Annotated in this window: 19 protein-coding genes; 9 read left to right on the forward strand and 10 right to left on the reverse strand. The window is 69.4% G+C overall.

Annotated elements, in window-relative coordinates; translation table 11 throughout:
- Positions 1-187 precede the first annotated feature (187 nt).
- On the reverse strand, positions 188-388 hold the full coding sequence (locus AC3WRT_RS13820; RefSeq protein ID WP_492722799.1) for a hypothetical protein: 201 nt from the start codon (positions 386-388) through the stop codon (positions 188-190).
- Between the two features lie 19 nt (positions 389-407).
- Here AC3WRT_RS13820 and AC3WRT_RS13825 point away from each other — a divergent pair, with 19 nt between their 5' ends.
- Positions 408-1,013, forward strand: coding sequence for a GH12 family glycosyl hydrolase domain-containing protein (locus AC3WRT_RS13825; protein ID WP_492722800.1), 606 nt, complete (start codon positions 408-410; stop codon positions 1,011-1,013).
- A gap of 799 nt (positions 1,014-1,812) precedes the next feature.
- Here AC3WRT_RS13825 and AC3WRT_RS13830 read toward each other — a convergent pair.
- On the reverse strand, positions 1,813-2,487 hold the full coding sequence (locus tag AC3WRT_RS13830) for a Type 1 glutamine amidotransferase-like domain-containing protein (RefSeq protein WP_492722802.1): 675 nt from the start codon (positions 2,485-2,487) through the stop codon (positions 1,813-1,815).
- Positions 2,488-3,117: 630 nt separating this feature from the next.
- Positions 3,118-3,504, reverse strand: coding sequence for a hypothetical protein (locus tag AC3WRT_RS13835; protein ID WP_492722804.1), 387 nt, complete (start codon positions 3,502-3,504; stop codon positions 3,118-3,120).
- A 136-nt stretch (positions 3,505-3,640) separates the two neighbouring features.
- On the opposite strand from AC3WRT_RS13835, the gene AC3WRT_RS13840 reads away from it, so the two are divergent.
- Entirely contained in the window at positions 3,641-4,006 is a 366-nt protein-coding gene (locus tag AC3WRT_RS13840) for a hypothetical protein (RefSeq protein ID WP_492722806.1), read from the forward strand.
- Positions 4,007-4,082: 76 nt separating this feature from the next.
- Here the strand turns inward: AC3WRT_RS13840 and AC3WRT_RS13845 are convergent, their stop codons facing one another.
- Complete coding sequence (locus tag AC3WRT_RS13845) at positions 4,083-4,799, reverse strand: cation diffusion facilitator family transporter (protein ID WP_492722808.1); 717 nt, start codon at positions 4,797-4,799, stop codon at positions 4,083-4,085.
- A gap of 86 nt (positions 4,800-4,885) precedes the next feature.
- Entirely contained in the window at positions 4,886-5,275 is a 390-nt protein-coding gene (locus AC3WRT_RS13850; protein ID WP_492722810.1) for an ArsR/SmtB family transcription factor, read from the reverse strand.
- Positions 5,276-6,725: 1,450 nt separating this feature from the next.
- Here AC3WRT_RS13850 and AC3WRT_RS13855 point away from each other — a divergent pair.
- Positions 6,726-8,456, forward strand: a complete 1,731-nt coding sequence (locus tag AC3WRT_RS13855) for an alpha/beta hydrolase (RefSeq protein WP_492722811.1) — start codon at positions 6,726-6,728, stop codon at positions 8,454-8,456.
- 471 nt (positions 8,457-8,927) lie between these two features.
- On the opposite strand, the gene AC3WRT_RS13860 is transcribed toward AC3WRT_RS13855, so the two are convergent.
- Complete coding sequence (locus AC3WRT_RS13860; RefSeq protein WP_492722813.1) at positions 8,928-11,852, reverse strand: vitamin B12-dependent ribonucleotide reductase; 2,925 nt, start codon at positions 11,850-11,852, stop codon at positions 8,928-8,930.
- Between the two features lie 91 nt (positions 11,853-11,943).
- Positions 11,944-12,441, reverse strand: a complete 498-nt coding sequence (nrdR, locus tag AC3WRT_RS13865) for a transcriptional regulator NrdR (RefSeq protein WP_492722815.1) — start codon at positions 12,439-12,441, stop codon at positions 11,944-11,946.
- Positions 12,442-12,931: 490 nt separating this feature from the next.
- Between nrdR and AC3WRT_RS13870 the strand changes: the two genes are divergently transcribed.
- From AC3WRT_RS13870 to AC3WRT_RS13895, 6 genes are all read left to right on the forward strand, one after another.
- Positions 12,932-13,480: a TasA family protein gene (locus tag AC3WRT_RS13870; protein WP_492722817.1), complete on the forward strand. Its 549-nt coding sequence runs from the start codon at positions 12,932-12,934 to the stop codon at positions 13,478-13,480.
- Positions 13,481-13,589: 109 nt separating this feature from the next.
- The gene (locus AC3WRT_RS13875; protein WP_492722819.1) at positions 13,590-14,222 is read left to right on the forward strand and encodes a signal peptidase I; all 633 of its coding nucleotides are present in this window, start codon (positions 13,590-13,592) and stop codon (positions 14,220-14,222) included.
- 216 nt (positions 14,223-14,438) lie between these two features.
- Positions 14,439-16,241 (forward strand): Ig-like domain-containing protein, encoded by a 1,803-nt coding sequence (locus AC3WRT_RS13880; protein ID WP_492722821.1) that lies wholly within the window; start codon positions 14,439-14,441, stop codon positions 16,239-16,241.
- 72 nt (positions 16,242-16,313) lie between these two features.
- Positions 16,314-17,135, forward strand: coding sequence for a response regulator transcription factor (locus AC3WRT_RS13885; protein WP_492722823.1), 822 nt, complete (start codon positions 16,314-16,316; stop codon positions 17,133-17,135).
- The gene (locus AC3WRT_RS13890; protein ID WP_492722825.1) at positions 17,128-18,375 is read left to right on the forward strand and encodes a sensor histidine kinase; all 1,248 of its coding nucleotides are present in this window, start codon (positions 17,128-17,130) and stop codon (positions 18,373-18,375) included. The genes AC3WRT_RS13885 and AC3WRT_RS13890 overlap by 8 nt, the downstream gene beginning before the upstream one ends.
- Positions 18,376-18,493: 118 nt before the next feature.
- Positions 18,494-19,759, forward strand: a complete 1,266-nt coding sequence (locus tag AC3WRT_RS13895; RefSeq protein WP_492722827.1) for a sensor histidine kinase — start codon at positions 18,494-18,496, stop codon at positions 19,757-19,759.
- Here the strand turns inward: AC3WRT_RS13895 and AC3WRT_RS13900 are convergent.
- Genes AC3WRT_RS13900 through AC3WRT_RS13910 form a run of 3 tightly spaced genes read right to left on the reverse strand, consistent with a single transcriptional unit; the run spans position 19,719 to position 22,320 of the window.
- Positions 19,719-20,261 (reverse strand): hypothetical protein, encoded by a 543-nt coding sequence (locus AC3WRT_RS13900; RefSeq protein WP_492722829.1) that lies wholly within the window; start codon positions 20,259-20,261, stop codon positions 19,719-19,721. The genes AC3WRT_RS13895 and AC3WRT_RS13900 overlap by 41 nt on opposite strands.
- Positions 20,258-22,021: an alpha/beta hydrolase gene (locus tag AC3WRT_RS13905; RefSeq protein ID WP_492722831.1), complete on the reverse strand. Its 1,764-nt coding sequence runs from the start codon at positions 22,019-22,021 to the stop codon at positions 20,258-20,260. The genes AC3WRT_RS13900 and AC3WRT_RS13905 overlap by 4 nt, the downstream gene beginning before the upstream one ends.
- A complete protein-coding gene (locus AC3WRT_RS13910; protein WP_492722833.1) occupies positions 22,018-22,320 on the reverse strand; it encodes a hypothetical protein in 303 nt (100 codons plus the stop codon). Before AC3WRT_RS13910 ends, AC3WRT_RS13905 begins: the two co-directional genes overlap by 4 nt.
- Positions 22,321-22,435: the final 115 nt, after the last annotated feature.

A 22,435-nucleotide genomic window follows, 5' to 3' on the forward strand; every position in this document is an offset into this window, starting at 1 on the left:
GAACAAGGCGCTACCGTCTATGGGTCGAATTTTTACCAAAAGAAGGGAAACGAGCCATGGTGACGATTCACCGGTCTCGAATGATCGCGGCTCTGGTCGCGCTGCTGCTGGCATTGGTCGGCTTCGTGCTCACTCAGTCGGCCACCGCCAGCGCCACGGGGCAGCCCGTCGCCGCGGGCACTCCCTGTCACGGGAAGGGCCCGAAGGTCTGTCCCGCGACCTCCACCCCTCCGCCGACGAGCTCCTCCGCGACCACGTCGTCCACCTCTACGAGCACGACGAGCACGACGAGCACGACGAGCACCACTACGAGCGTGCCGGCGACGACGACCGCCACCACGACGACCTCGCCGGCTGGGCAGGTCTGCACGAACCCGTACGTCACCACCTCGGACCCCAACGGCGGCGTGTCTGACGGCGGCTACTACGTCCACAACAACCTGTGGAACGCCTCCAACTACCCGGGCACGAAGGGCACGACGCAGGTCTGCTCGTACCACTCGTGGAACCACCTGGGCTATGCGGCCAACACGGGCGACGGCGGCGTCAAGACCTACCCGAACGTTCACAAGGACTTCTCCGGGCGCTCCATCTCGTCGTTCACGACCCTGTCGTCCCAGTTCGCGCACGTCTCCCCAGGTGCCGGGATCTACGACGTCGCGTACGACCTGTGGCTCAACGGCGTCCCGAACGACGAGGTGATGATCTGGACCGACAACCTGCGACAGACGCCCGCCGGTTCACGGTTCGCCTCCAACGTGTCCTTGTCCGGGTACTCCTGGGACGTGTACGCCACGTCCGGGAACGGGTACATCGCGTTCGTCCCGAGCAACGGCGCGCGAATCACGTCCGGCTCGATCGACCTGAAGGCGATGCTGAACTACCTGGTCTCGACGGGTCGCCGCGCCGCCTCCGACACCGTGGACCAGATCGGCTACGGCGTCGAGATCGTCGACACGGCCGGCGCGCAACAGAAGTGGAGCTTCACGAACTTCAACATCACGGCGCAGTAGTGGAGGCGTGACAAACGGCCCCCGACTGGGCGGCGCCCCTCGGGCGCAGACGACGGCCCGGTCCTTCGGAAGGAGGGCCGGGCCGGTCATCACGACCGTGCGTGGCCACGCCGGCCCCCTCAACGATGGCGCTCAGGCGTGTTGGCGGCTGCCTCCATCGCGCCCTCGACGGCGCTCGGGAGGCGCGTCTCGAAGCCGAGCACAGCCCACCCAGTCGGGACGAACCGGGTCATGTTAGTCGCGATCGCTCGCAGGTTGCCCAACCAAGCCTGGGCCGGCTCCTCGCCGAGGGTGCGACGACGTGGACGCGACAACGGCCTCGTACCGCGCGCCGGTGTCGGGCTCAGTGGCCGCGTCAACACAGGTGGACGGCGTGTGGCTGGAACCGCCTCACCACCTGCACAGACGCGGCAGAGCGGCCGGCACGTAGCGGCGGGACCCGGGTCGGCCCGAAAGCGCTCACGGAACGAGGAAGTACTCTTCCTGCCATGGCACCCCTTTAGGTCAAGGCATGGCGGTGACCTGGGCCCTACGCTGAGGTGGCGGGTTCGGGAAGAGGCTTGTCCGAAGAGCCGGTGTGGGGTTGCGAGCCGGTCGCGCTGGAGTCAGAGTTCGTTGCCCTGGTGCCCTCCCGGGCCCGTCACCGGGCATGCCTGCTGCAGTCGTTCGCGGCGCGGTCGGTCGTGCTGGACGAGCGGGGTGTCGCCGGACTCTGCTCGCTGTTTGGGGAACAAGCGGCCCCTGCCCCGGCGTTCGAACGGGGCTTCGTGTTCCCCGAACTCACCGGTAACGCCTGCATCTAGTGCGGACTCTCCTCAGGAAGGCGTCTCCAACGCCCCTCGGACACCACCTGGGCCACCCCGTCGACCACCCGGATCGCAGACTGGTCGTCGAGGACGTATGCCGGCCCGCCGATCTCGGCAGCCCACTTCTCGGCATCGGCCATGGTGTTCTCCGGGAACACATCGAGATGGGGAAAGATCGAGAAGTCGACGAGGCCGAGCGTGCGGTCGTCGGGCGCTCCCGGCCACTGTACGAAGTCGGCACCGATCCGCGGCGTCATCACCATGCTGCCGGCGCTCACGCCCACCCAGACCGTGTCGGACAGCGACGGCAGGAGGGCCGCCAGCCCGGACTCCTTCATCCAGTGGCACAGGTATGTGGCCTCGCCACCGTCGACGAGGAGCACGTCGGCCGCGTCGATCCACGGCGCCCAGCGTTCCTCGCCGATCGTCGCCAGCGCGGTCAGCTCGAGCAGGCCCAGGGAGTTCCACGACATCGAGGTCATCCCGCCCCACGGCGGCAGACCAGCGACAAACCCGCGCGCCGAGACCGGCCCGCACATCGGATGACCCCACTGTGCGGTGGGGATGCAGAGCGCCGTTGCCTCGTCGACCGGCTTGCCCAGCAGGTCGACGAGCGCCTCATGAATGCTCGGGTTCGTGACTCCCCCGGACGTGAGTAGCAATTTCACGATGCCCACTGAACCACATGGAAGGTCCGCCATCCGTGGTCGGATGGCGGTGTTTGCTGACCATCCTGTCCCAGTCTGCCGCCGCGCCAAACCGCGAGCCCACGCGCGCTCCAGACAGCGTCCGGATATGCCGCGACGCGTCTGATCGTGCCGATGTGCGCGCCTATGTGGCCACCTCCCGGAGACTGTCAGCATGGAGACGCGGCGCCTCATCGGCTTCTGGCGGAGTGAGCAGCATCCCGAGTATCCGGACCGCCGGGCCCTCGTGGATGACGCGTGGGACGTCGACGAGCGGCACCTCGTGTAGGCCTACCTCAGCTCCGGGACCATGGCGGCCCGACATGCAACAGGCCTGTCGCGTTGCAGGCTCTGTGGCAAGGACAACGGGTCGTCGGAGTTCACCGACGGGACCATCAGTGGCCCGAAGGCTTGGCTCACTACGTGAGCGACCACAGCGTCCGGCTCCCCCGCGAGCTGGTCGAGCACGCAACGCGAACGACCGCTGCAATCGAGGCTGTTTCGCCGAACCTCGAATGGTGGTTGGTGCGGACGCCAGAGGCCCTAGCTGACCGCACGACTATGCCGCGACGGGTCCGCGGCCATCCCGATGAGCGGACCGGCCGGTCGGACTCACCCTTGGGGGCCGTCTCCCGTTCGAGTCAAGCCCTCGCGACTCAGATACCTCACCGGCTTGCCGAGCGACTCCGCGTAGGCGATCTCCCGTCGGGTTGACTCACCTACGTAGCCGCCCGGATCCACGATGTAAACCTCGTCAGCCATGCGAATCTTTTGGAAGTGCACGCCACCGAGCCGCCCCCTCAGGTCCGAGATGTCGGCTGCCCAGTCGTAGTCCGGCAAATCGGGGAGGCTGAACGTTCCTAGGCTGATGACGACGCAACCTTCCATCGTGAGCCGCTGGTTGACCTCCGCGAACTCAGCCTCGAACTTGGTCGAGCCGCAGAGGGTGATGACCTTCCCCTCACCCTCGGCCGACTGCGGCGCCTGCTGGTCCTCCATGAGGGTCATGATCGCTGAACGGCAGGACGGGTCTATCGCCGCCCCCTCGACGTCGGCTTCTGCCGCGACCCGTTCGCCGCCCAGACAGTGACGGCGCTCAACTGACTCTGGCATGGCTTCCTAGCACGCTGGCGGAGTGCCCAACGCGATCGAACCACCCAACTCTGTCGTCCTATTGGTCAGTCGCGAAGAGCTCACCGCCGCCGCCATCATTCGCGGGCCATACCGTTCGGCGACGGCAGACTGCGTGTCCGTCGGTGTGCCCTCGGTGGATGACGGCGCCACGACCGTAGAGCGCGGACCGGCGCCACAGGTCCCGGGCTCGAGTTCACTCGGCGAGTTCCGTCTGGAGACGGATGGGCAGGTGTCGATCCGGGACGTCCACAACCGCGAGTACGAGGTTCTCCCGGTCGAGCCAGGTCGATGCGTGGTGACCGTGTGGGGAAATCACCTCGTGGAGCCGGACGTGGTCGCCTTTGACGTGCGACTCGCGGTCAACTGACCCTCCCGACATCACCGGATTTGCCGCCGATCGGTCGTACCGGTGAGCGGTTGGTATTGCCGAGTGATGGATTCGGTTAGTTCCGGGTGCGGTGATGGCCTGGGGTCAGGTCAAGCAGAGTCGCGGACGCCGGTACCTGGGACGAGCTCGGATTGTCGTTCGTGGTGATGCAGCATGCATCGGTGCAGTCGTCAGCGCCGCCGGTGCAGCCGCATGTGCTCTGGTCGTTGGGGTCGTCGTGGCGTTGCGCAGGGCCGCAGCATCCTTCTCCTCGCCAGGCGTCCCGGCCTTCCTTGACGGCGACCGCGGCGATGACGAGGCCAGCGATGGGGTCGGCCCATGACCAGCCCAGCGTGGCATTGAGCACGAGCCCGCCCAGCAGCACTGCGGACAGGTAGGTGCACAGCAGCGTCTGGGTGGAGTCGGCAACCACGGCGTTGGAGCCGAGGGCTTTCCCGGTGCGGCGCTGAGCCCAGGACAGGAACGGCATGATGGCCAGCGAGGCGATCGCCAAGGCGATGCCGACCGGAGAGCGGTCGGGGTGGTGCTCGCCGACCAGTGCACGCACCGACTCGAAGCCGACGTAGGCGGCCAGGGCGAAGAATGACAGGGCCATGAGCCGCAGCGCCTGCTGTTCGCGGCTCTCGGGCAGTCGGTGTCGGAACTGCCACAGGATGATGGCGCCGCTGGACACCTCGACCACTGAGTCGAGCCCGAACCCGACCAGTGCCACCGAGCCGGCGACCAGACCGGCAATGATGGCGATGACCGCCTCCACGATGTTGTAGGTCACGGACGTTGCGGCAAGGAGTTGAGCCCGCCGTCCCAGGCGCAGCCTGTCTTCGGCGGTCAGTCCGCCCGACGGGTACACGCGCGAGGTCATCGGGCGGCCGAAGGCGTGCTGGTGCCGAAGTTCGGGCACAGCGTGACAGCGTCACCGGTCAACCCGAGCAACCGCTCCGCCGCAGCAAGCAGATCAAGCACCGCCGACTCGTGGGTGAGGGAGAACACCGATGCCCGGCCCCGCGGCTGAGAGCTCACGAGCCCACAGTCCTTCAGACAGGCGAGGTGCTTCGACACCGTGGACTGCGCCAGCCCCAAGTGCTCCATCAGGTCCACCACCCGGTGCTCCCCGAGGGCCAGGTGGCGCAAGATGACGAGCCGACTCGAGTCGCTGAAGCCGTGGAACAAACAGGCCGCCGCCTCCAGTGCGGCCACTTCCACTCGAATGCCTGCCGGCGCCGACGGCTCCGCCGCTGATATCGCCATAGAGCGATGATAGCGGCGCTCCGGCGCTTCCCGGCCGCCGCAAAGGACCCACCGAAGTACCGTGCATCATGCACATTCGCGAGGTTGACGAGAGGGACAGCTCCTGGGAAGACCACAACCCCGTGTTCCGTGTGTACACCTTCCGGGGTGGAGAGCGGCATGACGCGTCCTGGACCACCTGGACCTACGACGTTGACGATACGGACCTGATCGACGTGGCGCAGTGGGCTCAAGGAGAGGTTGGCGGCTCCGGCCTCTACGCCGGGGCGCTCGTCAGCCACGCCTCGGCTGCGCCGGACGAACCCCTTCGTAAGGGGCTTGTGTGGCTCATCGGGAACGATGCGAACGGCGAACCTCTTAGCCCGCGGGAGGGGGCCGCTCAGAAGCGAATGAATGATCTTCGGGGAAAGAGCATCACCTTCGGCCGATGGCTCCACAGGCGTTCGCCTACCGCCGTCGCGGCAGGAATGGGCATGTCAAACGGGCCGGCCTCGTCCGCGTCTACGGCGTGTGTCCCGGAGGACCAGGTCGGCTCCGCGTCGGGTGTCTCCAACATGGCACGCTACGTCGGCGCCGCCGTCGCCAGTGCGCTGGCCGCGAGCGTCTACGGCAGCGTCATCGCGGACCGAACGGCAGATCTGCGTCCGCTGCCGCGGCCGGAGCGTTCGCCCTGCGCACGACGGCCAGCGGCGGCGTCCTAGACAGCACCGCCACGGACGCCTGACCTCGCTGCGCGGCGTACGTTCGGGCGGCGGCCGGCAGGTCCGACTGCCGCAGTCCTCAAGGCGTTTCAGCGCCGCAGTTCTAGCGATGCTTGGGTTCTAGGTCTTGTCGCAATGCTCCGGTAGGAGAGGTGCCTGCAGATGGGACGAGGAGGCCGGAAGTTGCAGTTGGCGGTTGAGGACGAGTACTGGGGGCTGATCCTGTCCGGGGTTGGCACGGTGGCCGCGTGTGAGCAGGTCGGGATCACCCGTAAGAGGGGATACCGATGCGGGCCGAGCGCGGCGGCCTGCCCCGCTGCGACTGCCGGAGTCAGAGCGCGGCTCGCCGTACCTGTCGCTGCTCGAGCGCCAGCGCATCAGCACGCTCCCAAGGGGTCCACGTTCAGCCGCCGTCGACAGAGCCCGCGATGGGCCTGACCCCGCAGCACCACGCTGAGCCCGAAGCGCGGGGTCATGTGCCCTGCGACGCATAGTGGCGCCAGCAAGCACGCTCCGGTGAGATCCGCGCCGCCGCGGGCATGCGCCGCGTAGGTCTGCCTCCTGCAGAGGAGGATGTCGACATGCCTCATGAACATGTGCCGCTCGGAGCCAGCTCCTGAACGGCACCTGACCGAGCGACGCTCGGATCGCTCGATGCGCTCGTGCGGGTCGTCGTTTCGGCTCGCTCGGATGTCGGGCCGTGGGACCGTTCGATGGTGACTCGACCCCGATCAGAATGAGGCACCGAGATGGCGAGTGACCTGGCTGGCAACCATGCGCTGAGCGAGACGACAGGTGAGACGGCGACGCAGGACGCTACGGCGGTAGCACCGGCACCGGGTCGTGTCCGCGGGCTGCTGCACTTCACGCTTCCTGGGTCCTACGGTGCCGTCCTGTTCGCGGCCATGTCGTTCACCCCATCCCTGCTCCCGCGAGGCGGTTTCATCCAGGGCCTCATCTGTGGCATCACCGCAGCCATCGGCTACGGCCTCGGCGTCCTCGCCGCATGGCTGTGGCGCGCCTTTGCCGATCGGGAGCCTCGCCACCCGAAGCGCTCTTCCTGGCGCACCTTCTTCATCGCTACGGGAGTGCTGCTGATCGGCGCCTTCGGCCTCGGTCAGTACTGGCAGCACGAGATCCGTGGGTTGATGGGGGTGACGGAGTACAACCTCCCCTTGGTGGTGGCGTCGCCGTTCGTCGCGGTGTTCTTCTTCTCCCTCTTCCTGCTCATCGGGCGGGGCATCCGCCGGATCTACCGCTGGGTCGCGGACCTGCTCGCTCGCCGGTTCGGACGGCGGGCAGCGGAGGCCACCGGCTGGGTCCTGGTGACGGCGACCGTCTACCTCGTCGTCAGCGGGGTCCTACTCGACGGGCTCGTGAGCGCCCTGGACGAGAGCTTCTCGGTCGCAAACACCGTCACCCAGGAGGGAGTGGCCCAGCCCACGACCGGCCTCCGCTCAGGCGGCCCCGGCTCGATGGTCTCGTGGGACTCGCTCGGCCGTGAAGGCCGCACATTCGCCGCAACAGGTCCGACCGCGAGCGACATCGAGGTGATCGTCCGCCACCCTGCGAAGGAGCCGATCCGCAGCTACGCGGGACTCGACTCGGCCGACGACACGGAGCAGCGGGCCGCCCTAGCCGTCGACGACCTGCAGCGTGCCGGCGGCTTCCGGCGGGCAAACCTGCTCGTCGTGACGACGACGGGCAGCGGCTGGGTCGACCCGGCGCTCGTGGCCCCCTTCGAGTACCTGACCGGCGGCGACGCGGCCACCGTGGCGATCCAGTACTCCTACCTGCCGTCGTGGCTCTCGTTCCTCGTCGACCAGTCGAAGGCCCGGGAGGCCGGTCGCGCCCTCTTCGACGCGGTCTATGACCGGTGGTCGAAGCTGCCCCCGGACCAGCGCCCGAAGCTGTACGTCTCGGGTGAGAGCCTCGGCACGTTCGGCGGTGAGACCGCCTTCAGCGGTGAGTACGACGTCCGCAACCGCACCGCCGGGACCGTGTGGGCGGGCCCCCCCAACTTCAACACGCTGTTCCGCGACTTCAGCGACCACCGCGATCCGGGCAGCCCCGAGATCCAGCCGGTCTACAAGAACGGCCGGACGGTGCGGTTCGCAACGGATGCGGCCAGCTCGATCCCGCCCGCAGGCCAGCCGTGGGACGGCACCCGGGTCGTCTACCTCATGCACCCCTCCGACCCGATCGTCTGGTGGACCCCGCAGCTTGTCTTCAACGAGCCAGACTGGATCGGCGAAGCCGCCGGCAGGGACGTGCTCGAGGGCATGTTCTGGATGCCGTTCGTGACCTTCTGGCAGGTCACGGCCGACTTGCCGTTCTCCACGGGGGTCCCTGCCGGCCACGGGCACAAGTACACGACGGAGTACGTCGACGGCTGGTATGCCGTGATGCGTCCCGTCGGCCTCAGCGCGGCTGACCTGACCGCACTGAGGACTGCGATCGCGGCCCTCGACATCCCTTGACCGGCGCGCGCACCGCCCGGGCACTGCACCACCAGCTCAACCGGCGCGCGAGCGGGCGCACCTGGTGATGGCCGGCCGCTGCCGCCGGTGGGATCTCCAGCAGCCGCCGGCCGACGGTTGACCGCCGCACAAGTGGCCGAGCGTCTTCGTCCGAGCCAGAGCCAGGTTCACCGGCTCGCCAGAAACGGGGACCGTCCGCGCAGCGGGCGGCACGGTGGCCGCGGCGCCGTCTGGTGGCACCCGGCCGGCGTCGAGGAGGGCGCTGTCACCACGGCCACCCCCGCGCACATCGACGAAGGGGAGCCCCCAGCGCTTCTTGCTCCCAACGACGGCCGGCCCGGCCCTACGTGTAGGGACCGGGCCGGCGTCATTGCCGATCAGCCAACGTCATCAGACCAATCTGCTGACATTGCTGACCAACCGAATGTCACTCGTGACTACGTCGCTCGTGACATCTCCTGACCGTTGACATCAGCTGCAACCGCTGGTGCTTCCGCAACCCTCGCAGACGTAGCACGAGCCAGCGGGGCGCATCTTCGTGCCGCAGGTCATGCAGATCGGCGCGTCGGCCGTGATGCCACCGAACTTCTCGAGCAGCTCGGCCGAGCTGTGGACGTCCGAGGACGTCTCGCGTGCCGAGGCTGCGCCGGCGCCGGACTTGACCTCCGAGGCGTCGAGCTCACCCTTGGCCGACTCGTCAGCCTTCGGCTCGGCCTTCTTCGAGACCGGGGCCGACTGCTGGAGTGACTCGAGCTCGTCCTCGAGCTCCTCGTCGGACTCGTCGGTCTCGGTGGCCTCGTAGGAGCCGGTCTCGACCTGACGCGCCCGCTCGGCAGCCGTGTGGATGCCCATGAAGGAGCGGGTGTCGAAGTCGAGGTAGTCCAGCGCCAGGCGGCGGAAGACATAGTCCATGATCGACTGCGCCATGCGCACGTCCGGGTCGTCCGTGAGGCCGGCCGGCTCGAAGCGCAGGTTGGTGAACTTCTCGACGAACGTCTCGAGCGGCACGCCGTACTGCAGACCGATGGACACCGCGATCGAGAAGGCGTCCATCACGCCGGCCAGCGTCGAGCCCTGCTTGCCGAACTTGAGGAAGATCTCGCCGAGCTGCTGGTCGTCGTAGGTCCCGGCCGTGAGGTAGCCCTCGGCGCCACCGACGGCGAACGACGTCGTCTGCGAGTTGCGGCGCTTGGGCAGGCGGCGACGGACCGGGCGGTACTCGATGACCTTCTCGACCTTGACCTCGGCGGCAGCAGCGTCGGCGGCGGCCTTGTTGTCCTTGGCCGTCGAGCCACCGTCGGACAGCGGCTGACCGACCTTGCAGTTGTCGCGGTAGATCGCCAGCGCCTTGATGCCGAGCTTCCAGCCCTGCATGTAGACGTCCTGGATCTCCTCGACAGTGGCCGTCTCGGGGAGGTTGACCGTCTTGGAGATGGCACCCGAGAGGAACGGCTGCGTAGCGGCCATCATCCGCACGTGGCCCATGGCCGAGATCGAGCGCGCGCCCATGGCGGTGTCGAAGACCTCGTAGTGCTCGGGCTTGAGTCCGGGGGCGTCGATGACGTGACCCTTGTCGGCGATGTACTCGACGATGGCCTCGATCGACTCCTGCTGGTAGCCGAGCTTCTTCAGGGCCCTCGGGATCGTCAGGTTGACGATCTGCATCGAGCCGCCACCGACGAGCTTCTTGAACTTGACCAGCGAGAAGTCCGGCTCGATGCCGGTCGTGTCACAGTCCATCATGAAGCCGATGGTGCCGGTGGGCGCGAGCACCGACGCCTGGGCGTTGCGGTAGCCGTACTTCTCACCGAGCTTGACGACGTCGTCCCACGCCTTGGTGGCGAGCTTGTGGACGTCGGAGTCCATCGCGTCGAGCGTCTTGATGTTGTCGTTGGCGGCCTGGTGCTTGCGCATGACGCGCTTGTGGGCGTCGGAGTTGCGGGCGTAGCCGGCGTAGGCGCCGACGACCGCAGCCATCTCGGCGGACCGCTTGTAGGCGGCGCCGGTCAGCAGTGAGGTGATGGACGCGGCGAGCGCGCGACCACCCTCGGAGTCGTAGCCGTGGCCGGTCGCCATCAGCAGCGCGCCGAGGTTGGCATAGCCGATGCCGAGCTGGCGGTAGTTGCGCGTCGTCTCGCCGATCGGCTCGGTGGGGAAGTCCGCGAAGCAGATCGAGATGTCCATCGCGGTGATGACGAGCTCGACGACCTTCTGGAACGTGGCGGCGTCGAAGGTGTCGTCGTCGCGCAGGAACTTCAGCAGGTTGAGCGAGGCGAGGTTGCACGAGGAGTTGTCGAGCGACATGTACTCCGAGCACGGGTTGGACGCCGTGATGCGGCCCGTCTCGGGGTTGGTGTGCCAGGCGTTGATGGTGTCGTCGTACTGGATGCCCGGGTCGGCGCACTCCCACGCGGCCTTGGCGATCTTGCCGAAGAGCTCACGCGCGTCGATCTCCTCGATGACGGAGCCGTCCTGACGCGAGCGCAGCCCGAACTTCGTGCCGTCCTCGACGGCCTTCATGAACTCGTCGTTGACGCGGACGGAGTTGTTGGCGTTCTGGTACTGGACGGAGACGATGTCCTTGCCACCGAGGTCCATGTCGAAGCCGGCGTCGCGCAGGGCGCGGATCTTGTCCTCCTCGCGCGCCTTCGTCTCGACGAACTCCTCGATGTCCGGGTGGTCGACGTCGAGCACGACCATCTTGGCGGCGCGGCGCGTGGCGCCCCCCGACTTGATGGTGCCGGCGGACGCGTCGGCGCCGCGCATGAACGACACGGGCCCCGAGGCGGTGCCGCCGGAGGAGAGCAGCTCCTTGGAGGAGCGGATGCGTGAGAGGTTGAGGCCGGCGCCGGAGCCGCCCTGGAAGATCTTCCCCTCCTCCTTGTACCAGTTGAGGATCGAGTCCATCGAGTCGTCGACCGAGAGGATGAAGCAGGCGGAGACCTGCTGGGGGCTCTTGGTGCCGACGTTGAACCAGACCGGCGAGTTGAACGAGAAGACCTGGTGCAGCAGCGCGTGGGTGAGCTCGTGCTCGAAGATCTCGGCGTCGTCGGGCGAGGCGAAGTAGCCGTTGCTCTTGCCGGCGGCGACGTAGGTCAGCACGACGCGGTCGATCAGCTGCTTGAGCGAGACCTCACGCGCGGCCGTGCCGACGGCGCCGCGGAAGTACTTGGTCGTGACGATCGTGCTGGCGTTGACCGACCAGAAGTCGGGGAACTCGACCCCGCGCTGCTCGAAGATCGTCTCACCGGTCTTCCAGTTCTGCTGGACGACGTCGCGCTTCTCCCACGTGACCTGGTCGTACGGGTGAACGCCGGGCGTGGTGTAGATGCGCTCGATCTTGACGCCCTTGGCGCCTGTCTTCGAGCGTGAGCTGCGGTTACCGATCTCCGTCATGTCGTGCGGCCTCCCTGACCGAATCTGCTGATGGGAATGAGTCTTGCGCGGAGCACCGACAGGGTGGGTGCTCCAGTGTTGTGGAGGGTGGTTACCGCTGGGCGTCGAACCGGGCGGGAGCCGTGGGCTCCTCCCCCAGCGCGTCGCGCTCGGCCCGGAGGAGCGCGATGGCTGCCTCGAAGTCCTCGAGGCTCTCCCACGCCTGGTAGACGCTGGCGAACCTGAGGTACGCGACCTCGTCGAGCTCGCGGAGCGGTTCGAGGACGGCCATGCCGACCTCGTGCGCCTCGATCTCGGCGTTTCCCTGCGACCGGATGGTCTCCTCGACCTTCTGGGCGAGGAGGGCCAGGTCGTCTTCGCTGACCGGGCGCCCCTGGCATGCCTTGCGCACGCCGGAGAGGACCTTGGCCCGGCTGAACGGCTCGGACGCCCCAGACCGCTTGATCACGTTGAGGCTCGAGGTCTCGATCGTGGTGAAGCGGCGGTTGCACTCCGGGCACTGGCGACGGCGGCGTATGGAGGTGCCGTCATCGGTCGTGCGCGAGTCGATCACCCGCGAGTCGGTGTGACGACAGAACGGACAGTGCACGTCTGGTCACCTTCCTTCCCGAGACCCAGTTGTTCAACACGCGCGAACCACCCCGTATGCCGTCCGCGCCCCTCCTCAGGTCCGTGTCGGTGTTCGTGGGACCGACCTGGTCTGGGGATGGGTCTGGGGACGACGTGGGGATGACCTGTGCGTAACCCCCGTTTGGTTGGGGACTACATGTGGACGTCTTACATCCATGTAACTACTAGATGTAGGGGTAACTCTAGGCATGGTGTGACCGAACCGCAAGCAAACGCCGCAGGTCCGGCGCGTCGCGTCGCTGACCTGCGCAAATGCCGTCAGCGCCCGCTCACGGGCCGTCTGCGCGCCGTGTGCGGGCGGGTCGGCGGACTGTTACCGAAGCGTGGAGAAGCGGAGGAACGCGCGTTCCCGGCCCGTGGGTCTCGCCCTCCTAGCGTTCTTCTCAACACCAGGAACAACCACACAGCCACCGCCGAGGCAGCTCGGCAGCACCGGAAGAGAGACCGACATGATCGCCAACCGCCGCAAGGCCATCGTCCCCCTCGCCACCCTGCTCGCCGCTGCGGCCGTCGCCGTCGGCTCGGGTGCCACCTTCACGTCGACCACGTCCAACTCGACGAGCGCCGTCACCACCGGCACGTTGACGCAGTCGAACAGCAAGGCCAACGCTGCCATCTTCAACCTCACGAACGTCAAGCCCGGCGACACCGTGACCGGCAACCTCAAGATCACGAACACCGGCACGCTGCCCGCCGCCTTCAGCCTCACCGAGACCAGCTCGGCCAACGCCTTCGGCCCGACCGCCACCCCCGGGTCCAACCTGAACCTGAAGATCACGAACACCACGACCAGCACGGTCGTCTTCGACGGCACCTTCGGCGGCCTCGAGGACAACAAGAAGAACGCCCTCGGCACGATCGCACCGGGCGTCGCCAACGACTTCACCTTCGTCGTGACGCTCGCCGGCACGGCCGACAACACCGACCAGGCGAAGACCGCTTCCGCGGCCTACCAGTGGGACTCCGTCCAGCTCTCCGGTGAGACCTTCACCCAGTGATCCACCTCAGGGGAGCCGGCCCGGCTCCCCCTGAGCCGTCACGCCAACGGACGTGACGGCATACGCCCCCAGTCCTGACCAGCACGACCCGAACGGGAGCCGAGCAGACATGAGCACCTCGACCGGCCGCCGCGGCGGCATCCTGCGCCGCCTGCCCCGCCTTGTCGGCAACCTCACGATGACCGTGGTGCTGCTGCTCTGCCTCGCGTGGGTGGTCAGCGGCGTGCTCGGCTACAGCCGCTACGTCATCACCGGCGGCTCCATGTCGGGGACGTTCGAGAAGGGCTCGATCGCCTTCGAGCAGCAGGTGCCGGTGGGCGACCTGCGGGTCGGCGACGTCATCACCTACCAGCCGCCGGCCGGGTCCGACGTGCACAACCTCGTCACGCACCGGCTCGTGTCGATCACCTCGACACCAGGCAAGCCCACGTCGTACCGGACCAAGGGGGACGCGAACGCGAGCGTCGACCCGTGGAAGTTCGCCCTGGACCAGGGCAGCCAGCCGGTCGTCCGGTTCACCGTGCCCTCCGTCGGCTACGCGTTCGTCGCCCTGTCGCACCGGGAGACGCGCATGCTGTTCATCGGCGTGCCGGCCGCGCTCATCGGCCTCATCTCGCTGGCGGAGCTCTTCCGCCTGGGACGCAAGAGGCGCGACGAGCCTGCCGAGGAGAGCAACGACGCCGCAGGTGCCGCCGAGCCGGCGCCCGCCGAGGCCCTCGTCCTGACAGGCCCTCTGCGCTGAGGTGTGCCACGCCGACGAGCCGCCCGGCTCGTCGGCCCAGAAACCACCGGGTCCGCGCCGCTTCCCTGGGCGCGCGGGCCCGGTGCCTCGTTCTGGCGGCCGGTGTCCGCGGCGGCCCGCCGTTACCGAACTGTGGATCTCGCGAGGACGCGGCGTTGACCACGCCTGCACCGCACCTCCCTAGCGTGGAGGTCACACCATCACGGAGAAGGACCCATGCGCCGCACACCGCTCGCCCTCATCGCCCTGGCCCTCGTGGCCGCGGTGCTGGGCCTCGGGATGCCGGGCTTCTCCACCGCAGCCTTCACCTCGAGCAGCCGGTCGACCGGATCCGTCACAGCCGCGGCCGACTGGACGCCGCCGACGGTCTCGATGAACGCCGTCCCGACGCCGCTGACCGGGACCGCCACGGTCACCGCCACGGCGAGCGACGGCGAGACCGGCGTCGCGAACGTCGTCGTGCAGTACCTCGCCAACGGCGGCAGCTCCTGGGCGACCATCTGCACCGCCACCTTCGCGCCCTACAGCTGCGCGTGGAACACCAGGAACGTCGCCGACGGCGGCTACGACCTGCGCGCCGTCGCGACCGACAACGCCGGCTACGCCACCACGTCGGCCACGGTCACCACGATCGTCGCCAACAACCTGCTCGTCGTCCTCTCCTCCCCCGGCGACATCGTGCGCGGGTCGGTGCCCCTGCAGACGACCCTCTACAACGCCGGCTCCGTCCTCTACACGGTGCGCGTGGAGTATGCCGTCGCCGGGTCCGGGAAGTGGACGACCCTCTGCACCGGGCTGGTCGCCCCCTACCCCTGCACCTGGGCCACGACCGGCGTGGCCGCCGGATACTACGACCTGCGCTCGTCCGCCATCTTCGGCACGACGACGACCTACTCCGCCGTGGTCCCCGACGTGCTCGTCGACAATGCGGCGCCGACCACGACGATGAGCGACCCGGGGACCCCGCTGCGCGGCACCGTGACGCTCTCGGCCACCGCGGCCGACGCCGACTCCGGCATCGCGTCGCTGAAGATCCAGATGGCCGTCTCAGGGTCGAGCACGTGGAGCGACGTGTGCACGAACGCCAGCTCGCCGGCCTCGTGCCGCTACGACACGACGAAGATCGCCGACGGCACGTATGCGTTCCGTTCGGTGGCGACCGACGCCGCCGGCAACGCCACGACGTCCAACGCCGTGACCGGCCGGGTCGTCGACAACACCGTCTCGTCGATCTCCATGGAGGACCCGGGTGCCTACCTGAGCGGCTCGGTGACCCTCAACGCCACCGCAAGCTCCTCCGCCGGCGTCGTGTCGGTCCGCATCCAGCGTGCCGCCAACGGCACGTCGACCTGGACCGACGTCTGCACCGACACGACCTCGCCCTACACCTGTACCTTCGACACCACGGCAGTCACGGACGGGGCCTACGACTTCCGCGCCACCCTGCTCGACGGCAAGTCGGTGCAGGCCACCTCGTTGGTCGTCAGTGCGCGACGGGTCGACAACACCCCCCTGCGCGGCGCCGACGTCCAGGCCGCCAACGGCGGCACGACCGTGGGGCGCCTGGAGTCCGGTGACACGCTGGTGCTCACCTACAACGACCTCATCACCCTCGACTCTGTCACCCCGGGGTGGACCGGGACGTCCACGGCCGTCACCGTGCGACTGCGTGACGGCAACCTGCTGGGCCTGGGCAACACCGGCGACACCGTGGACGTGCTGAAGGGCCAGTCGGCCGTGAACCTCGGGTCGGTCAACCTCAAGCAGGAGTACGTCAAGGCGAGCAAGACGGTGAACGTCGCCGCCACCATGACCGCCGCGACCGTGAAGGTCAACGGTGTGGACGCCACCCAGGTGACCCTGACGCTCGGCGCCGTCACGGGCAACAGCTCGCTGCGCAACTCCACCACCGCGGCCACGATGGTGTGGACCCCCTCGACGTCCGTCCTCGACCGACTCGGCCGCGCCGGCTCCGGCGTGCCGGTCAGCGAGACCGGCACCCTCGACCGAGACTTCTGACCGGCGGACACGATGGACGCCCTCAGCCCCGGCAACCGTGCAGCTCGCACGGGCGACCCTATGCTCACCCAAATGGTGGCCCAACTGCTCATCGTGGAGGACGACGACGGCATCGCGATGCCCCTGACCCGAACCCTGGAGCGGGAGGGGTATGCCGTCCAGCGGGTCGACAACGGCACCGAGGCCATCGCGCGTGTCGGCACCGACCACGTCGACCTCGTCATCCTCGACCTGGGCCTGCCCGACCTCGACGGGCTCGAGGTCTGCCGCACCGTGCGCGCCGCCGGCTACCACGGGGGCATCCTCATCCTCACCGCCCGGGGCGGCGAGCTCGACCGTGTCGTCGGGCTCGACGTCGGCGCGGACGACTACCTCTCCAAGCCCTTCGGCCTCTCGGAGCTGCTGGCGCGCGCCCGCGCCCTGCTTCGTCGGACCAACCGCGACGTGCGCGGTGCCGACGCGGCTCCCCTCTTCCCCTCGAGGTCGGGCCCTGCCGCGCCCGCGGACCCTGCTGCACCCCCCGTCCAGGAGGGCACCGCCGAGCCAGTTGCCGCCTACCTGCCGGGTGACCGCGCTCCTTTGTCGTCCGGCGCGCTCGAGCCCCTGCGCGTGGATCCTTCCTCGCGCCGCGCCTGGGTGAGTGGGGATGAGATCTTCCTGACCTCCAAGGAGTTCGACGTGCTCGCCCTGCTCGACTCCGAGCGAGGGTCGGTCTTCACCCGCGAGCGCCTGATGGACGAGGTGTGGGACGAGAACTGGTTCGGCTCGACCAAGACGCTCGACGTGACGGTCGGCCGCCTGCGACAGAAGCTGGCCGACGACTCCTCCTCGGTCCGTGTGGTCAGCGTGCGGGGTGTGGGCTTCCGACTCGAGGCCGGAACCACCGATGCGTAGGCGTCTCGTCGCCTCCTTCGTCGGGCTGACCGCCCTGGTGATCGTGCTCTACGGCGTGCCTCGTGCCTGGTTCGTCGCCGACCTCGTCGGGGCATCCCAGCAGGAGCTGCTCGAGCGCACCGCCGACCTCACAGGCCTGCTCCTCGACGAGCACCAGACGCACGACCCCGCCGCCACGGCCGCCCTGCTGGCGCGGGCCGTCTCGCCGGGTGACGTGGCCCTCTACACAGCCGTCGACGGCACGACCGTGCGCGCCGGCGACGCCCCCGACACCGAGGGCGACTCCCTCTCGGCCACGCGCCCCGTCGCCAGCGGCGGCACCCTGGTCCTCCTGCGGTCACAGGCCGCGCTGAGGGCGCGTGTCCTCGGGGCGTTGACGCCGCTGCTCATCATCGGAGTCGCCCTGCTCGTTGCGGCAGCCGGTGCGGGTCTGGTGCTGGCCCGGCGGCTGTCCCGGCCCTTCCAGTCGCTCGCCGTCGCCGCCGGCGGCCTCGGACGGGGCGACTTCCGAATCCCTCCCGCGCGCTCGTCGGTGCCTGAGGCCGATGCCATCGCACAGGCGCTGCAGGACAGCGGCCAACGCCTCGAGGTGATGCTGGCGCGGGAGCGCAGCTTCGCCGAGGTCGCCTCGCACGAGCTGCGGACACCGCTCACGGCGCTGCGGCTCGACTTGGAGGACCTCACGCTCTGGCGCGAGACACCGCCCGCAGTGGCAGTCCAGCTGCGCTCGTCGCTCGCGGAGGTCGACCGGCTCTCGGCGGCCATCACCGCGCTGCTCGAGCGCTCGGACCTCGAGCGCACGAGGGACGCCCAGGATCTCGACCTCGAGGCCGTGGTGGCGCAGGCAGTCAAGCGCTGGCAGCCGGCGACCGGCGAACCGCACGTCGTGCACACCCCCTCGGGCACGGTGCCGGTGCATCTACCGCGTGTCGCACTGGAGCAGACACTCGACGCCCTCATCTCGGGCGCACTGGGCGCAGTCGAGCGCCCGACCGGCGGCGGGGACCGCCCCGGACGGGTCCGGTTGACCACCATCGACGCCGGGTCCCACGCGCGCATCGAGGTGACCTGTGAGGGCGGCGGGGGCCAGACCGCCTGGGGCGCCGACGTGGCCGGGGCTCGGGAGCTGGCCAGCCTCTTCGACGGGCGGGTCGTCACCGCCACCGACCACCGCGCGGCGGTCAGCCTGATCGTGCCGGTGGGTGAGCCGGCCGCCTCGTCGCCGCGGGCCTCCGCCTGACGACACGCCTGACCGCCCCCGCCCGCACTCCTGGGCCACGGCTGCCTCGCGGCAGTTCGAGACGGTCAAAAAGCGTCGATCTGTCACAATGCGGTCAAACCGACAGGGGGCAACGATCATGGAAGACCTGCGCGAGGCCGTGCGGCCGGCGTCGAGGGTGAGGAGCAACCCCGATCCGAGCCGGGAGGAACAGCTGCGACGCTACGACGTCCTCGGGCACGCGCCAGGTCGCGACCTGCAGGCGCTCGTCGACCTCGCCGCACAGATCTGCGAGGTCCCCAACGCCGCCATCAACCTGATCAGCGCCACCGAGCAGCACCAGATCGCCACGGCCGGCTTCGAACCCTCGATCTGTGCACGCGCCGACTCCATGTGCGCCGCCCTGCTCGAGGACAGCAACGTCGTGCTGGTCCCCGACGCCAGCGCAGACCACCGCTTCCAGGACAACCCCTTCGTGACCGGTCGCATCGGCGAGGTCCGCTTCTACGCCTCGGCGCCCCTCATCACGCCGCAGGACGTCGTCATCGGCCGGCTCTGCGTCTTCGACGACCGGCCGCGCACCCTCTCACCGGAGCGGGAGGCCACCCTCACCGTCCTGGCCGAACGCGTCGTCGACATCCTCGAGCTGCGCCTGCGCGAGCGGGAGCTGGAGGCCTCGCTCGCGGCCCTGACCGCCGCCCGTGACGACCTGCACCGGTCCAACGAGCTCCTCTCGCTCTTCGCCGGTCAGATCAGCCACGACCTGCGCACCCCGCTGTCGGCGATCATGGCCAGCGCCGAGCTGCTCTCCCAGGAGCCCGCGGTCGCCCAGGACCCCGCCCTCGAGCGTCTTGCCCTGACGGCCTTTCGGGCCTCCGGCCGGATGGCCGGCATGATCGACGCCATCCTCGACTTCGCCCTCGTCGGCGCCAAGCTGCAGATTGAGGAGGCTGACCTCAACGACGTGCTCGGGGGCGTGCTCGAGGACCTGACGCCGATGCTCCGAGCCCAGCGCGCCCGAGTCCGGCCGGACGACCTGCCTGTCGTGCAGGTGGACCAACAGCAGCTGTATGCCGTCCTGCTCAACCTGCTGACGAACGCCGTGAAGTTCGCGCGGCCGGCCGTTGACCCGGTCATCGAGGTCAGCTCGCGTCGTGAGAAGACGGGGTGGCGGGTGAGTGTGCGCGACAACGGGATCGGCATCGCACCCGAGCACCGCGACAAGGCGTTCGCGCTGTTCGGACGTGTGGGCGGCTCCGTCGAGGGCAGCGGCGTCGGGCTCGCCACCGCGAGGCGGATCGTCGAGGCGCACGGCGGGGCGATGGGGATCGAGCAGGCCGATCCGCACGGAACCATTGTCTGGTTCACCCTTCCGGAGCGCGACCTCGCCCCGAGCCGCCACTGAGCCGGTCCTGTACCGGCGAGGGCGCCGACGATGACGATGACGACGGCGTCTGCGCAGCGGCGATCCACAGTGCAACGAGGGCGACGACGAAGGCGATCGGCGCCCGCAGGTCGATGACGACTGCCCGGAGGAGCATCGCGGCGACGGACCACTCGAGCGACCCGTCGTTCATCGATGCCCGGAAGCCGGCCGCGCCCGAGGCGGCCGCACCGTCGAGCACCAGTGCGACGGCGAGGACCCCGACGTGGGCCAGCGCTGCGCCGGCGGCCCACCTCAGCCGGTCCAGCGTCCGGACCGGTGGCGGACATCGGATCACCGCCACGGCCAGCACCGCGCCGAACGCCGCCACCGCGAGGAGCACCGGCGACGCCAGCCCGACGAGCAGGCCGTCGGCGGCGGCCCTGCCTCCGTCCGAAACCCACCCCACGGCCATGAGAGGCACAGTCTGAAGCACCAGGAGCGTGAGCCCGGCCGCAATGACGATCCGTTCACGGCGGCTCACGGGACGAGCCTGGGCCAGCGCAGCGGGTCGGTGCCCAGGCTCGGGCCCGTCGTGTGGCAGGCGCGCTCATCCGCGCCCTGCAGGACCCGCAGGTCCGGCCGACCCGCCGCGATGACGACGAGGTTGCGCGCGCTGTCGGTGCCGGCTCGGAGGTAGTCGGAGTGGCCGGTGGAGGTGCGGCCGGCGTCGACGAACTCCGATCTCGGGTGCAGCCAGTGGTTGCACCCCGAGCCGGTCTGCTTGAGCGCGAACGTCGACAGGCGGGTGGCCCCACGGACGTCGGCGGCGCGGGTGCCGTGGACCATCCAGCCGTAGCTGAAGACGTCGTCGCCCACGGCGCCGAGGACGTTGAGGGCACCGGGCTTGAGCGCCGTCCGCGACACGTCGGAGAAGGGAAGCCCCGGCGCGCCGAAGACGGCAACGTCGTCCACGGCGCTGGTGCGCAACGAGGCGAACCCGGCGAGAGTGGCGCCGTAGGAGTGGGCCCACACCGTCTGGTGGGCGGGACGGTCGCGGGCTGCCTCCAGGCCGGTCACGAAGTCGGCGAGGGCGCCGGCATTGTCGCGAGCGATCGTGGCGTTGAGCACGCTCCGGTCGACGGGCCCGATGATCTCGTGGACCTGAGGCGCGTCGTAGCCCATCCACGTCACGACGGCGACATCGTCGCCACCCGCCACCGCCCTCGCCTCACCGCGCATCCGCACGAAGGTGTCGTCGTAGCGCCGCAGGTCGGTGCCGACCATCGTCGAAAGCCCTCCGACGAACGTCACGACGTGCTCCGCCCGGTCGACGTCGCCGAGCGACACCACCGCCTTGACGTCGAGCCCGCTGGTGTCCAGGAGCATCAGCCGTCGCTGTCCTCCGTCACGCCGGGCGAGGACCTCGCGAACAGCCTGCAGGGCGGCGACGTGCTCCGCCGCCCGCGTGCGCTCCGCGGCATTGGTCGGCGACGCGGCACGCTCCGCCGCCAGGGCGCGCGCCTGGGCGGCCCTCTCCGCTCGCGCCAGCAACGTGAGGTTGGCCTCGTGTCGAGCCGAGGCGGGCACGCCGTCGCGCGCCCCCACCCACTCCGGACGGTCGCGAATAACCGTTCGCCGCTCCTCCTGCGTGAGCGAACGCCACCAGGCCGCGGACGCGAAGACGAGAGACCCCGGGCCGCCAGCGCCGGAGACCGGAGGACGCGAGAGATCTGGCACCGCGCGGGCTGCGACGTCCTCGGCGCCCGGCGCGCCTCGCGCCGCCGACAGCAGCGCGCGCAGCAGCTGTGCGTCGGTTTCGCCGGCGGCGTCGAGGGCCTGGGCCAGACACGCGTGGACCTCTTGCCTGAGCAGCGCGTCGAGCCGTGTCCGGTGCGCTTGCGCCAGGGGGTCCTCGAGAGTGGACCGGACCGGAAGGAACAGCTGTCCGTCATCGTCCACCCACGCTCCCTCCGAGGCAGCCCGCCGATCTGCGCGGTGCACCAGGTCGATCGCGGACTGAAGCCGGCCGGCGGCGCTGCCGACGGCGTGCCCACTCTGCGCGAGGCTGGCCGCGAGGTCACCGAGACCCGCGGCGACGAGCCCGTAGCGATCGGCTGCGGCCGAGGAGGCAGCACCAGTCCAGCGCGGGGCGGCGGCACGACGCCAGAGGACTACCTGCGCCAGGCCGAGGACGCGGCGCCGCCGGTCCTCCAGTCGCCGGCTCACCTCGAGAAGGGCCTGCGGGCGGCTGGCGCGGAGGCTCCGGACCGACATGGTGGTCGCAGCTGCGAGCGCGGTCACGCCGAGCCTCCGCCAGCACCGGACACTACCTGACGAGCCGAGCGCTCCACGGCCTGGTACGCGTCGGCCGCGACGACGAGGGAACGTCCGAGCTCCTTCAGAACCCAGCGCGTCCCGGCGAGCCGAGCCTCCCAGGCAGCTGCGACCTGGGCGAGTCCGGCCGCGGTGCGGCCGCCCGGTACAGCCGCCGCGATCGCGCGGAGGTCGTCGGTCAGCGCGAGGCGCTGCACCTGCGCCAATGCCTCGTCCACGGATGTTGCGGCGTCTCGCAGCGCCGCTGTGTCCACCTCATACCGCATCCCCTGCTCCTTCCGAGAACAGCACGGTAGGACGCTGGATCGCGGCTCGATGCCCGTCGTCCACAGGGCTCGTCGGGGGCGGCGCCGCCTCCCGGGCCCCAACCCCGTAGGGCCA

The sequence above is a fragment of the Terrabacter sp. FW104-15G4B genome, from assembly GCF_058790095.1.

Excerpts from the sequence above, each read along its gene's own strand:
- AC3WRT_RS13855 (WP_492722811.1), top strand. The coding sequence starts at position 6,726 with ATGGCGAGTGACCTGGCTGGCAACCATGCGCTGAGCGAGACGACAGGT.
- AC3WRT_RS13910 (WP_492722833.1), bottom strand. The coding sequence starts at position 22,320 with ATGCGGTATGAGGTGGACACAGCGGCGCTGCGAGACGCCGCAACATCC.
- AC3WRT_RS13885 (WP_492722823.1), top strand. The coding sequence starts at position 16,314 with ATGGTGGCCCAACTGCTCATCGTGGAGGACGACGACGGCATCGCGATG.
- AC3WRT_RS13875 (WP_492722819.1), top strand. The coding sequence starts at position 13,590 with ATGAGCACCTCGACCGGCCGCCGCGGCGGCATCCTGCGCCGCCTGCCC.
- AC3WRT_RS13895 (WP_492722827.1), top strand. The coding sequence starts at position 18,494 with ATGGAAGACCTGCGCGAGGCCGTGCGGCCGGCGTCGAGGGTGAGGAGC.
- AC3WRT_RS13870 (WP_492722817.1), top strand. The coding sequence starts at position 12,932 with ATGATCGCCAACCGCCGCAAGGCCATCGTCCCCCTCGCCACCCTGCTC.
- AC3WRT_RS13890 (WP_492722825.1), top strand. The coding sequence starts at position 17,128 with ATGCGTAGGCGTCTCGTCGCCTCCTTCGTCGGGCTGACCGCCCTGGTG.
- AC3WRT_RS13850 (WP_492722810.1), bottom strand. The coding sequence starts at position 5,275 with ATGGCGATATCAGCGGCGGAGCCGTCGGCGCCGGCAGGCATTCGAGTG.
- AC3WRT_RS13880 (WP_492722821.1), top strand. The coding sequence starts at position 14,439 with ATGCGCCGCACACCGCTCGCCCTCATCGCCCTGGCCCTCGTGGCCGCG.
- AC3WRT_RS13860 (WP_492722813.1), bottom strand. The coding sequence starts at position 11,852 with ATGACGGAGATCGGTAACCGCAGCTCACGCTCGAAGACAGGCGCCAAG.
- AC3WRT_RS13835 (WP_492722804.1), bottom strand. The coding sequence starts at position 3,504 with ATGGAGGACCAGCAGGCGCCGCAGTCGGCCGAGGGTGAGGGGAAGGTC.